14 protein-coding genes are annotated in these 12201 nt (G+C 40.9%); 10 read left to right on the plus strand and 4 right to left on the minus strand.

Annotated elements, in window-relative coordinates; translation table 11 throughout:
- Positions 1–228: 228 nt before the first annotated feature.
- On the minus strand, positions 229–2343 hold the full coding sequence (locus tag DLM75_RS13940) for a sodium-translocating pyrophosphatase (RefSeq protein WP_118969084.1): 2115 nt from the start codon (positions 2341–2343) through the stop codon (positions 229–231).
- 13 nt (positions 2344–2356) lie between these two features.
- On the opposite strand from DLM75_RS13940, the gene DLM75_RS13945 reads away from it, so the two are divergent.
- From DLM75_RS13945 to DLM75_RS13985, 9 genes are all read left to right on the plus strand, one after another.
- Positions 2357–3571 carry a tetratricopeptide repeat protein gene (locus tag DLM75_RS13945; protein WP_118969085.1) on the plus strand — a complete coding sequence of 405 codons (1215 nt, stop codon included), beginning with the start codon at positions 2357–2359 and terminating at the stop codon, positions 3569–3571.
- A 360-nt stretch (positions 3572–3931) separates the two neighbouring features.
- The gene (lsa14, locus tag DLM75_RS13950; RefSeq protein ID WP_118969086.1) at positions 3932–4450 is read left to right on the plus strand and encodes an adhesin Lsa14; all 519 of its coding nucleotides are present in this window, start codon (positions 3932–3934) and stop codon (positions 4448–4450) included.
- Positions 4447–4773 carry a TRL-like family protein gene (locus tag DLM75_RS13955; RefSeq protein ID WP_118969087.1) on the plus strand — a complete coding sequence of 109 codons (327 nt, stop codon included), beginning with the start codon at positions 4447–4449 and terminating at the stop codon, positions 4771–4773. Before lsa14 ends, DLM75_RS13955 begins: the two co-directional genes overlap by 4 nt.
- On the plus strand, positions 4770–5132 hold the full coding sequence (locus DLM75_RS13960; RefSeq protein WP_118969088.1) for a TRL domain-containing protein: 363 nt from the start codon (positions 4770–4772) through the stop codon (positions 5130–5132). The genes DLM75_RS13955 and DLM75_RS13960 overlap by 4 nt, the downstream gene beginning before the upstream one ends.
- Before the next feature lie 340 nt (positions 5133–5472).
- Positions 5473–5829, plus strand: coding sequence for a hypothetical protein (locus DLM75_RS13965; RefSeq protein ID WP_118969089.1), 357 nt, complete (start codon positions 5473–5475; stop codon positions 5827–5829).
- Positions 5826–6149 carry a hypothetical protein gene (locus DLM75_RS13970; protein WP_118969090.1) on the plus strand — a complete coding sequence of 108 codons (324 nt, stop codon included), beginning with the start codon at positions 5826–5828 and terminating at the stop codon, positions 6147–6149. The genes DLM75_RS13965 and DLM75_RS13970 overlap by 4 nt, the downstream gene beginning before the upstream one ends.
- A 5-nt stretch (positions 6150–6154) precedes the next feature.
- Positions 6155–6889: a hypothetical protein gene (locus DLM75_RS13975; protein ID WP_118969198.1), complete on the plus strand. Its 735-nt coding sequence runs from the start codon at positions 6155–6157 to the stop codon at positions 6887–6889.
- A complete protein-coding gene (locus tag DLM75_RS13980) occupies positions 6886–7773 on the plus strand; it encodes a hypothetical protein (protein WP_118969091.1) in 888 nt (295 codons plus the stop codon). The genes DLM75_RS13975 and DLM75_RS13980 overlap by 4 nt, the downstream gene beginning before the upstream one ends.
- Positions 7774–7879: 106 nt before the next feature.
- Positions 7880–8692, plus strand: a complete 813-nt coding sequence (locus tag DLM75_RS13985; protein WP_118969092.1) for a hypothetical protein — start codon at positions 7880–7882, stop codon at positions 8690–8692.
- Positions 8693–8834: 142 nt separating this feature from the next.
- Here DLM75_RS13985 and DLM75_RS13990 read toward each other — a convergent pair whose 3' ends face one another.
- Positions 8835–9542, minus strand: coding sequence for a hypothetical protein (locus tag DLM75_RS13990; protein ID WP_118969093.1), 708 nt, complete (start codon positions 9540–9542; stop codon positions 8835–8837).
- A 15-nt stretch (positions 9543–9557) separates the two neighbouring features.
- Entirely contained in the window at positions 9558–9965 is a 408-nt protein-coding gene (locus DLM75_RS13995; RefSeq protein WP_147456640.1) for a hypothetical protein, read from the minus strand.
- A 969-nt stretch (positions 9966–10934) separates the two neighbouring features.
- Here DLM75_RS13995 and DLM75_RS14000 point away from each other — a divergent pair.
- Entirely contained in the window at positions 10935–11396 is a 462-nt protein-coding gene (locus DLM75_RS14000; RefSeq protein ID WP_118969199.1) for a hypothetical protein, read from the plus strand.
- Here the strand turns inward: DLM75_RS14000 and DLM75_RS14005 are convergent, their stop codons facing one another.
- Complete coding sequence (locus DLM75_RS14005; protein ID WP_241547923.1) at positions 11397–12200, minus strand: ABC transporter permease; 804 nt, start codon at positions 12198–12200, stop codon at positions 11397–11399.
- Between the last annotated feature and the right edge of the window lies 1 nt (position 12201).

Consider the following 12201-nt stretch of genomic DNA (forward strand, 5'->3'; position numbering starts at 1 on the left):
CGGCAAATACAAACCTTTCCTCGAAAGCGTGAGCGATCGAGGCGGAGTCAAGTTATTGCTTTCAAATTCCAAGACTTCCTCAAACGGGAATCACTCAATAACTTGACTGAAGCGGAGAGCGCGACCTTCGCCTCGCGAAGGGCACGCCCCTGAAAAAATAAAAAAGCCCTTCCCGCTTTTTTTTTGCGAAAAGGGCTTTCCCAAGTTTTAGAATCGAATTCTAAAATTCTAATGAAACAATCTCAGAACCAATCCGCCGTGCTGAACAAAAAATTCGGCAAAGACGAGGCTTGTGATCGCCATCAACTTGATAAGAATATTGATCGATGGTCCGGACGTATCTTTGAAAGGATCTCCAACGGTATCACCGACTACGGCCGCCTTGTGTTGGTCGGAACCCTTTCCACCGGCTTTTTTCTCGATGTATTTCTTTGCGTTGTCCCATCCGCCGCCTGAGTTCGCCGCGGAGATCGCGAGAACCACACCGGCAACGAGCGCACCCGCAAGAACTCCTGCGAGTGACTTCACTCCGAAAAGATAACCTACTACGATCGGAGTCAAAAGAACGAGTAATCCCGGAAGAATCATTTCTCTGAGAGCCGCAGTCGTGGAGATGTCCACACAACGTTTGTAATCCGGTTTGTTCTTTCCTTCCATAATTCCCGGAATTTCACGGAACTGTTTTCGAACTTCTTCCACCATATCCACGGCCGCTTTCCCAACCGACTTCATCGTCATTGCGGTGAAAAGGAAAGGCAACATCGCTCCGAACATCAAACCCCCGAATACTTCCGGGTTTAGAATTTCGAGGCTTGTCGTCTGCGTTCTTGTGATAAACGCCGCAAACAGTGCCAGAGACGTCAAGGCCGCTGAACCGATCGCAAACCCTTTTCCGATCGCCGCAGTGGTATTTCCTGCCGCATCCAAATTGTCGGTTCTATCACGAACTTCTTTTCCAAGCTCCGCCATCTCTGCGATTCCACCCGCGTTATCCGAAACAGGACCGTAAGCGTCGATCGTTAGGCCGATCGCGATGGTAGAAATCATCCCCAGAGCCGCGATCGCGATTCCATACATCCCAGCGAGAATGTTCGCCGTTACGATGGTGATCACAAGAAGAATCACGGGAATCACGGAAGAATGATATCCGAGCGCGAGTCCGTAGATGATGTTGGTCGCCGCACCGGTGTTAGACGCTTCCGCGACTTCTCTCACCGGTTTGTAAGAATGAGAAGTATAATACTCGGTTATGATTCCTATGAACATTCCCGAAAAAAGACCGACGAGCATGGAAATATAAACATCCCACTTTGTGATCGTCTTTCCCGCGATTTCAAAAGAATCCACCATAAAGGTGTTGGTTACGAAATACATGATGATCGCTACGAGAATCGTGGATACCCAGAGCTGAATTTTCAGAGTGGTTTCCACATTTCCGCCTTCTTTCACTCTTGCGAGGAAACTCGTCAAAAGAGAAGCCGGGATTCCAAAAGCGGAGATCAGAAGAGGATACAAAAGCGCATCCACGGAACCGGAAAGAGCCGATGCCGTCGCTCCGATCACAAGGGCGGCACAAGTCGCTTCCGCACAAGATCCGAAAAGATCGGCTCCCATTCCGGCAACGTCACCCACGTTGTCACCCACGTTATCCGCAATCGTAGCCGGGTTTCTCGGATCATCTTCCGGAATTCCCTTTTCTACCTTTCCCACCAAGTCCGCTCCTACGTCGGCGGCCTTTGTGTAAATTCCTCCCCCCACTCTTCCGAAAAGAGCCACAGCCGAACCACCCAGACCGAAGCCTGCCAGAGATTCCATGAGGAAGTGTTTTTCCACTCCGGGATGCATTCCCGTAAAAATAAGGAAGAGGACGATCATCCCGAGGATCGCAAGACCCACGAGACCGAATCCCATCACAGCACCGGAATCGAAAGCAACTCGAAACGCTTTTGAAAGAGAAGTTTTTGCGGCTTCTGCGGTTCTTACGTTTCCAGCGGTTGCAATCTTCATCCCGATAAATCCGCAGAGACAGGAAATCACGGCACCGGAAACGAAAGCGATCGCGGTGTGAATCCCGTCATTAAACCCTTCCGAACCCGGATTGTCCAAAAGGAGAACGATCAGGACCGCCATAAAGGCGATGAAAACGGAAATAACCTTGTATTCCCGAACCAGGAAGGCCATTGCCCCTTCGGAGATGGCGGAGGATATTTCTATGAGTTTTTGAGTCTCTTTATCGTTACTACCCGGAGCGCCGACTTTAATGCCGATCACTTTGAAGGTGTAGACTACTGCAGTAACGATCGCCAAAATAGACATGGCGATAATAATCGTAACTGAATTCATTCAGTGAAACCTCTTGTTTTTTTTCAATGTTCCGATGTTTAAAAAGATGGGAAGAATTCTACCTGACAGAGCGCCTAGGAAACTGCTATCCACTTGGTTCTTTTTTGTACTTTGCACAGGTTATTCAACGCTCCATGGGAATTCAACCTTTTCTTACGGAGAGTTGCTCCGCCAGGCAAAGGAAGAATTGGGACGACTCCGTTACGACGAAGCGCTCCAGAAATTGGAGATCGCAGACTCCTTAGGAACCAAGAGAACCGCGCCCTACTATGAAATCGAAGGAAGAGCTTGGATCGGAAAGGGAGACCTAACGACCGCTCTGGAGAGTTTTGAAAAGAGCATTCAGATCGAACCGGACAATCAAGACCTCTTAAGAGAAATGGTCGCAGGATACGAAGAATTAAAGAAGCCGGACAAAGCCTTTCTTTTTACAAGACTCAGCCTCACACAAAGACCGGAACTACCGGAGTATCGTTACAAAGCGCTCATTCTAAGTTCGAGACTCGGAAATTTAAATTATTACAAAGAGACACTTCTCTGGATCCAAAAAAACAATCCTTACAAAGAAGACCGAGACGCAATCGACGCGGAAGTCAATACTTCGTTCGAAGCCGGTAAAATCGACGAAACGATCTCAAAATGCAGAAAATATCTTCTTTACTTTCCGGAGAATTCCCTTCTCCACCGAATTCTTCTCTTGTCCTTAAAAAAGAAAAACTCTCCACTTTTGGAACAAGCCCTCTTGGACCGAGCCGCGATCTTTCGAAACGAACCGATCTATTCTTACGAATCAGGCCTCGAATTCTTACAGAACAAAAGATATAACGATGCTTTGGCGATGTCCCGGAGAGCCTTTTATCTGAGCCTTAAAAAAGAAGGAAGAGCGGGAAAGGAAATCCTTTACCCTTTGCATAGAATTTACAGACAAAGAGGAAGTGTTTCCGATATTCAGGCGATCGAAATTCTTCAAGAAATCGTGGAATCCAACCGAACTCTCGATGAAGAATTTTTGGACGCAAAACTCAAACAAACCGGATTCAACCGAGAACTCCTTTTATTCGCACTTTTTTATATTCAAAAAAACGAAACTTCCACCTCCAAGCAAAGGAGAGAAGAATGGAAAAGCGTTTTCGGGAACATTCGAAAACAAAAAGAAGAAGACGATATCTCCCTGATCATCTCCCCTTTTTCTTTTGATTTGGAAGAATCGGAAATGCTCTCTCGATAAGAATCGATCTCGATCCTCTTTCAACCGAAGAAATACTTCTCTCTTTTCATAAAAAATCGAAAGAAACATCAAAGAAAATTCGCAAGCTCCGCGCGACTTCTCGGACCGAGCCACCTTAGTTCGTTTCTCCCGTTTCTCAAAGAATGAACAAAACATTCGTGGGCCTAACGGTGCATTCAACTTCTTTTTAGCTTAGGAAATAATAAATGCGTCAAGAACTGGGAACGAAAACGGCTCCCTTAAGGTCTTTTCTGATTAAGATAAGATTATTAAAAAAGATTTTTGTTTTTTTGATCGAAAAAAATCGTTTTCTTTGTCTTAAAATTTTATAAATTAGTGATATAACATTTGGAGGATTCTATGAATTCAAAGTTTTTATTCCAAAAGCACTTTCGTCTTTCCTCCGTCGTATTTTCGATAGGAATCTTTTTTTCGTTCTCTTGCACCGGAATCAATATCGTCAATTCTCCCATTGGCCCCGAAGAAATGAACACAAACCCGACTCCCGCCTACGGAAGACCTTCTTTTGAACTTTTTTATAAAGGTGGTTTATTCTATCACAATGAATCCATTCCAGTAACTCTTACCGGGAATGCAAAAAGTATCGATCGAGGAGAAGCATGCTCCCGGTCCGTTTTGTCCTTATTTGCCTGGGGAGATTCCTCCCTTCTAACCGCCGCACAAAAAGGAAATATTAAAAAAATTGCACATATAGAATACGAGCACACCGCCGTCCTTGCGATCGTCTATCACAGTTTTTGCACGATCGTAACGGGAGAATCAAAGCCGTCCCGAACTGTCTCAGAAGAAGAATACGAAAAATCGAAACCGGACTTTGAAATTACCAAGAAGAAAAAAACAAAAGGAGAATCCGAATGAAAAAAAGAACGTCTATCTTCTCCATTCTTCTCATCCTAACTTTTTTTGTAGGGTGCGCTTCCGGTCCAGTCGGCGGTTTCTTGTTTACATACAATAAATTTCCAGGACAGATCAATCCTGCTAACGACGTAAAGCCGGAAGCCGTCGCCGAGGGTTGTATTCATAATATCTTAGGCTTAATCTCCTTTGGAAACGCGGGCGTCGGCTCGGTCGCCAAATCAAACGGAATTCAAAGAATCGCGATGATTGATTATAGCGCGCTTCATATTTTTGCGATCGTTTATAGAAATCACTGCGTCATCGTAGCGGGAGAAAAAGAATGAACCTAAATAACAAAAAAAGTCGCATCCTTTATTCTTGCTTCGCGTTCTTCCTTCTGCAATACTCAAATTGTACTGCGACATCAGAGCCCGCACTTCTCTTTTCCTATAACGCACAACATCTTCTTTCAAAAAGTAACGGGACCTTGATTTCTTCCGCGAGAGTTTTGAAAAAAGGGGAAAGTTGCGCCTATGCAATCTCATTTTTCCATTACAATACGGCGTATCGAGGACCTAAAAACAGCGTAGCGGAAATCGCAAAAGATTTTGGGATTGAAAAAATCGCGGTCGTAGATTATTCGTCCTTTAGTTTTTTAGGCCCCATCTTTTATAAAAATTGCGTCGTCGTTTGGGGGGAATAAAATCACTGCCGGAAACCTTCGCGCCCAATTAGGCGATCGAAATAAATCAAAGGGTGCGCTATCAACGAACAAGAAGTGTATGCTGAAAAAAATTATGACTATTCAAAGGTTTCGATTTTCCTTTTTCCGAAATGCCCATATCGAGAGAACTAGGGAAACATTACACTTTATGAATGTATTCCAATGTAGATCATTGGTTTCAATCCCATTTTATCATTTCTCGAAATACATCTTCGATTATCCAAGATATGCATGGAATAAAGATAATCTCTCGCTATCATTTTAAAAAATACTTTACCGCATTCCACACTTCTAGATCATTCTGAATCGGGAACCTTCCATGAAACAATCGGTATTCTTTATATATATTTTCTTTACGAGTTATTTTTTTCTCAGTTGCTCTTCGGATCATATCTTGCTTCAACCGGTTTTAACGGGAAACGAGAAAACGTTAGGCGATGTAAAAGGAAAGGCTTGCGGATTTGTAGGATTTCCCTACCCAGCATTCACCCTTTTACCAATTCATTATTTCATTCCGATCCGACAAACTTCTAAGATAGAAAGGGCGTATCAAAATGCGTTAGAACAGATTCCCGGAACTAAGGCAATTAAGAACATCAAAATAGAAGAATTCTGGTTTTGGGGGATTTTAGGAAACTTCCAATGCCTAACCATCTCGGGAGAGGCCATTCAATGATTTCAAAAATTGGACCTTTCATTCTTTTCCTTTTGATCTCGTGTATTTCAAAACCGGTTTTCATCGAGCAGAAGCGGATAACGGAAACCGATGTCGTGAGTTCGCCGGCATTCGCAAGAGAATGTGGAATCGTGCTATTGTATTTGATTCCAATCGATGTCACCGATCGTTATGCAAGAGCTTATGAAAAATTAGCGGAGCAGGCTAAGGACGGGGTTCTAACCGAAATTAGAATCCAAGAATCCTGGTATTATCAGTTTTTAGGAACAAAATACTGTACGACATTTACAGCCAAGGTGATTCGAGGAATCTCAAAATGAAATTGATGCGCACATCTTCCAATCTACTCTATATTAACTTTTTATTTGATGATAAGAAAATCCTTTTTTTTCTTTATTCTTTTTTGCTTTCCTTTTTCTTGAACTGCATTGCAATTCGAGTTTATATTTCCGAAAAAGGGACGGATGCTTTTGATATCGGAAATGTTGACACAATTCCTCATTTTGAAATACCGAACCTGAATCCTCACTTCGAAGTCATAGAATCTCCGGAAACGTCCCGATTCCTTTTTGCAACCAGAGACCCGTCTCTATTCTTCTTAGCCCCCCGCAAATTGGAAAACGAATATGGTTCCGTAAAAACCCTGATTCAAAGAGAATTGGATCGAAATCGAGACGATTACAAAACCGATCGGCGTTTTAAAATTCATATAAAGAACTTCGAACTCAAGACGATTGATCGTTGTTTTTACGGAAGCACCACTTCCGTAAAACTGGAAATCGACGTAAATAGAGTCGAAAAAGACGAAAAAAATTTAGATTTCCGTTTTGAAGATTCTATCGATTCCAATGTCACCGATTGTAACTTTGCACTTGCGACAGGAACAATTGTCGGCTGGTTGATTTATATGCCTTATCTTGGTTTCAGGGGAAACAGGGAAGATCAGCTCAATCAACTCGGCAGAATCGCTCTATTAGATTTTTCTGAAAAACTAAAGTCTTACGTCGAAAAATCGTCCTTTGAAAAGTCAGAAAAAAAAGTTAGGATTTCTCATCCATGAATCGAAACCTAAGAACAAGAGGAACACTTCTTCTTCTTCTGATTTGTATTTTGTCTACGATCTGTTGTTCCTATTCCGTGGAAAAAAAATACGTTTATGCAAAACCGTATTATCCGAACGAAAATTACTTCGACGAAAGGAATCCTCAATTCGAGGAAGGAGAGCCCTATTGGCTCTTGGATTTTCTGGGAAACGTATTCGGTTCTTTAACAAAACTCATTCTCTGGAATCGGAAAATGAACAGTCATAGCATTTCCGAAGAAACCAAAAAATATCTGATGGATTACATTCGGGAGAACAATCTAAAAGACGTCAAAGTTCGTTTTAATCAATATTCTCCTTGGAGCGATTTGAAACAACTCTGGAAATCGGATACGGTGCATCCCGTCTTAAAATATACCTTAGGATTTGCTAACTGGTTTCTTTCTACCCTCTTTCCCGAAAGACTCTTCGCAGGATTTATTTTCGGAGGCGGAGACCATTACAATCCTTATACGAACACGATCAATATTTACAGTGATCTTCCCTCGGTCGTTTTACACGAAGGTGGCCACTCCAAAGACTTTGCGATGAGAAAATACAAATCTTTGTATAGCCTCGGATACTCGATTCCCTTTTTAGGAGCCCTCTATCCGGAAGCGAGAGCATCGGACGACGCGCTTCGTTATCTGAGACACAAATGTGATAAGAAGAATGAACTTCTCGCCTACAGAACGTTATACCCCGCTTATTCCACCTATGCAACTGGCTCACTTTTAGGATCCGCCGGTCAGTATCTAGGTTTGTTTTCCTCGATTCCAGGACATATCACTGGATATAGAAAAGAAAAACGGGTAGAAAAAGAAGAGATTCCGGAATGTAAATTACTCGATGAGATGAAATGAGTTTTTTACCTCGTGATTTGGATCAAAATTATACCCTATTAAAAAATGATTTTACGGGAAACAGAAATATCCAATCATCTATTTTTAGGAGATTTCATTTTTCACTATGTTCAAAAATAAATATACGTTTTCATTATTCTTTGTTTGCACAGTCATTTTCCTTGCGTCCTGCAGTTCAAAAAAATACTATTCGATTCGTTCTAACCAGATTCAAAGTTCGGTAAAGGAAGAAAATTTTTTATTAGTCCGTCCGTTATTAGCCTCGGAATTAGCCGGTTACAAGAAAACGGAAATCGCATTTGAGAATAATGCTTTCGTCGGATTTATTCATTTCTCTGGAGGACTCATTCGAGTACAGAAGGCTTTCGGCGTGCAAGTCGAATCCAAAAATAAAGAATTTAAAGGACAGACAGAATTAAAACCGATGGTTCTGAATTGGTTGGAAAAAAGCCTCTCGGAAGTTTTAAGGACGAAAAATAAACCAATAAAAATTGTAACAATAAAACAACCATTTTCGAAAGTGAATACGGTTAAAAACTACGAACTTAGCCCCGACAATGGACAGGACAATATCAACGTTCCTAACATTCATTTTGTCTTTGAAGAAGCGTCGAAAGAATTCAACCAAGTCTTAGAAGTTGAGAATGTGAGATTCGCTGTGGTTCCCATCGTACAGCAATACTATGCGCATTCCGGCGGTTGGTTCAATGGACAAGATTGGGGTTGTTTAGCAGGAATCCGGACAGGAATCCAAATGCTAGTTTATGATAGCAAAGAAAAAAGAATCGTTTTTGATTCCTTTGTCTCCAGGAAGTGGGTTGTACACGGAAGGAGCGGCGTAAATGAAAATGAGTATCATAATGAATTCTTAAAAATTCAAAAACTCATCGATCAAGATTTTCAAAAATTATTAGATTAAATATGGATTTTCAAAATTAAAAAGACACGTCTTAGTTAAAATAAATCGAGGACCTTTACAAAAAAAGCCGACCCTATTTAAAAGGTCGGCTTTTTTTTTAGTAAATGCCCTAAAGAATAGAGGCAAATCGGGTCAATTCGATTTACTTTTTCTTAGGAAAAACAGTTGTTTTACCTGCGCCCGCTAGTTTAGGACCAGTAAACTTAATTCCAGTTCCCGTAACCGTTGCGCATGCATTTGAGTTAACGAAATAACTAAAGAAAATCGGAACATACTTTTGATCGTAGTTAACTTTAACGTCGATCAAAGCATCCGCCCCAAGATTTTCCAAAGCCTTGTAAAGAGCAATATTGTATGCATCCCTTTGATCAAATCCGCTACCTTTCCTAATTGGATTCTCATTTCGCTCAGACTCAACACCAACGCTATTGGCTAGTTCTTTCTCAACATCCGCTAAAGGACTTTTAGAAGGATACTCAACTATACCAACCGCTGCAAGAATAACTTGATAGAAATCAACCACCAAAGTAATACCCAAAACTGCCGGATTAATTTTAGACTTTTGGGCCACTTGCCTAGAACCGCCTAATTCATAACCTTCAGTTTTTGCAAGATTACTAAGAACTGGATGCATTTCATCAAAAGAAACGTATCTTTTCAAATTAGCTCTTGTTGTCTTATGAAACGGATCATCAAATGAGCATCCTTTTCCAGATGTTTCACCAATGATTTCATAACCAGATTTCGCTAATTTTAATTCAGGAATTCGAACTAGGTTGCCTGCTTGATTCGACTTGTAAACACACCCGACTAGCAAGGTGCCTAATAGGATCGCTATTAGAATTCTCATGCGAACCCCCTAGGATTATTTTGAAGCTACTGGTCCGTTTTTCAGAGTAATCGCGCGAGCTTTAACGGTTACACAGGAATGAGTTCCAATAACGTAGTTTGTAGATTCAGACTCGTACTTTGGATTTACAATGTAAGTTGCAGTTTCTAATTTTGAAAGAGCGTCATATTGAGCTTCTGCGGTAAGAGATCCGACATATCCAAATCCAATACTTCCAAAGTTCCCACCAAAAAGAGCAGATCCAATAACGTGAAATAAGAAGAAGCCACAGGCTTTTCCAGAAGTTTCCGCGCCTACTGTGTAATCCGCTTCCGCAAGTCTCAATACGGAAGTTCCAACTTCAGGAGCTTCTTTGTATTTGTATGTACAGTTTGCCACAGTTACTGCCACAACTGTCATAAGAATCAACATTGATTTTTTCATTCAATAGCCTCATTCAATAATTTTCCATAAGAAAAAAATAGATAAGGAATATGTCAATACAATTTGAGACAAATTCTGTAAATTGCCTTAAGGAGTTCTAAAAATTCTTCCCCGCCGTATTTCTGAAATTACTGCATTCAAATACGTAAAAATATATGAAGATAGCTTAACGTTCTTCAGGCAAGTATTTGTAACTTACATCAGTATAATAGCAAGATAGCCTATTAAAGTTATTTGAAATTCAGTCGACAAAAAGGGACTCTTTCGCAATGCAATCCAACCTTTTTATAATTTCGCGTCCAAGGCGAAACTGAAATTTCTCTGGATTTTTCACATAAATAAACTGACGAATAAATTCGAAACTTAGAATATCTGTCTTCATTTTGAGTGAAACTCTAAATGAAGACAGGATGGATCTTCATATACAACTTAGATTCGGATTTTAAGTCACGTAAGATTTCTCGATTCTTTATTCATAATGAAATCCTTCCTATTCCCTGTTAAGATATCATATCAAAAAATTATAAAACAACTCCCAATTCAAAAGTCATAAGAAATTTACAATGAAAGCCCATCACTTTAAATCATTCAAAGTGGTTCGCATTTCATCGAATTTATGAATTTTCTTAAGGCGCTGATTCCTTACGCACGAATTCTTTTTCAATATTAAAGCAATGCTCGATTTTCTTTTTTATTGTAAAATCTCATGCAGTTTTCTTCATCGGAATTTATCTATTTGCGTGAGATTTGAAGACAGAGAAGAAAAATATTTCGTTAGTTCCCGAAAAAGCAGAAAACAGAGCGATCTGAAAGTCTATTTTAAACTAAACAAGTTTTGAATTTTGATAGAACCACTTGACCGAAATGAAAGTAAAGAAAATTCTAAATTTATTTCCCGATCATTTACCGAAATTTTCGTAGAGAAATAGATTTGGCAATCCGCGCCTCCTCCATGAAATGGGAATTGCAATGAATATCGAACTCACACGCGAACAATACGAAGCCCTTCTTAAGTCCTTAGCGATCACTCGCTTTCTCTATCACTCTATTTTAGAGGAAGAAGAACCCGCACCGGATCGTCTGGATTCGTATGACGCCTACGAGGACATGGAACAACAGGTCCTCTCGTATGCGAAGGCACTTGAAGTGACCCATTTGGTCGCTTACGACAGCGAGGAGGAGCTTCACTACCTCACGAGAGAGTTCGAAGAAAAGACTGACATTTCGGATTTAATTACCGAATACCAAGATAGCATCTTCTGGGACGAACTCGTTCAGAGGTTGGCAGTAAGAGATTTTACGCGAACTTATACCGAGGCCGAAATCAAAGGAATGGCTATCGAAGAAAGAATCGAAAAGGAAGCGCCCTTCATTTCGAAATACGAGGAAATCTTCACCGAATCCGGAATCGAACATTTAGAAATCAAATAGCTACGTTCCGGTTGATTCGTATCTTTTTTGTCCTCTCTTCCAAAGAAGCAGGGATCCGAAAAAAAGAAAACAACCGACCGGAAAATTCAAATAGATAAAGAAAGGATGAAATAAGGAATCTCCGCTCTTACTTAAAAAATAGTGAGCCGGATAAAAATTCACAAAACCTAAAGGGAGTAGGAAGGTGAGAAGAATCCGGATCGATACGTTATAGATATTCATCGGATACATCATAAATTCGCGACTCGAAAATATAAAGAGATGAACTAAGGAATAATTCTGAATCGCATAAAATGCGATGGACGCGATTGCGATCCTGATTCCTGCCAAGATCATCGCACTTCCCAACACCACCAAAAACAACATAACAATCTTTGTCGCAGTCCATTCAATATCCGTAAATTGATTGGCGACTATAAACGTGATCATGCCCAAAATCAGATGAAGAAGTCCGGTGATATCAAAATGATTCATCAATACCTGACCTATCGGTGAAAGAGGTCTTAAAAGATATCGATCGTATCCCCCGTCTCTCACTAAGGATCCGAATTCTACCATTCCGGAAAATACGGACGCGACGATACCCTGAGCGAAAATTAAAAGGCTATAAAGAAAGGCGATTTCTCCTCGGTTCCATCCTCCGATCGAGACAAACTTAGAAAGTAGAATGAAGATTGTCGCGGCTTGAGCGGAATAGTAAATGAGCAAGGTCACTAGATAAATCCAAAAACTCGCCTTATATTCCATATGGGACTGAACCGAAGATAGAGCCAACTTAAGATAGGTATAAAATGATCGAAACAAA

Origin of the sequence: Leptospira stimsonii, assembly GCF_003545885.1 — a bacterium.
Taxonomy (GTDB): Bacteria; Spirochaetota; Leptospiria; order Leptospirales; family Leptospiraceae; genus Leptospira; species Leptospira stimsonii.

What these genes read in the sequence shown, in the direction of transcription:
- DLM75_RS13955 (WP_118969087.1), top strand. Translation starts at nt 4,447, where the DNA reads ATGAAAAAAAGAACGTCTATCTTCTCCATTCTTCTCATCCTAACTTTT.
- DLM75_RS14000 (WP_118969199.1), top strand. Translation starts at nt 10,935, where the DNA reads ATGAATATCGAACTCACACGCGAACAATACGAAGCCCTTCTTAAGTCC.
- DLM75_RS13995 (WP_147456640.1), bottom strand. Translation starts at nt 9,965, where the DNA reads ATGAAAAAATCAATGTTGATTCTTATGACAGTTGTGGCAGTAACTGTG.
- DLM75_RS13985 (WP_118969092.1), top strand. Translation starts at nt 7,880, where the DNA reads ATGTTCAAAAATAAATATACGTTTTCATTATTCTTTGTTTGCACAGTC.
- lsa14 (WP_118969086.1), top strand. Translation starts at nt 3,932, where the DNA reads ATGAATTCAAAGTTTTTATTCCAAAAGCACTTTCGTCTTTCCTCCGTC.
- DLM75_RS13970 (WP_118969090.1), top strand. Translation starts at nt 5,826, where the DNA reads ATGATTTCAAAAATTGGACCTTTCATTCTTTTCCTTTTGATCTCGTGT.
- DLM75_RS13975 (WP_118969198.1), top strand. Translation starts at nt 6,155, where the DNA reads ATGCGCACATCTTCCAATCTACTCTATATTAACTTTTTATTTGATGAT.
- DLM75_RS13960 (WP_118969088.1), top strand. Translation starts at nt 4,770, where the DNA reads ATGAACCTAAATAACAAAAAAAGTCGCATCCTTTATTCTTGCTTCGCG.
- DLM75_RS13990 (WP_118969093.1), bottom strand. Translation starts at nt 9,542, where the DNA reads ATGAGAATTCTAATAGCGATCCTATTAGGCACCTTGCTAGTCGGGTGT.
- DLM75_RS13940 (WP_118969084.1), bottom strand. Translation starts at nt 2,343, where the DNA reads ATGAATTCAGTTACGATTATTATCGCCATGTCTATTTTGGCGATCGTT.
- DLM75_RS13965 (WP_118969089.1), top strand. Translation starts at nt 5,473, where the DNA reads ATGAAACAATCGGTATTCTTTATATATATTTTCTTTACGAGTTATTTT.
- DLM75_RS13980 (WP_118969091.1), top strand. Translation starts at nt 6,886, where the DNA reads ATGAATCGAAACCTAAGAACAAGAGGAACACTTCTTCTTCTTCTGATT.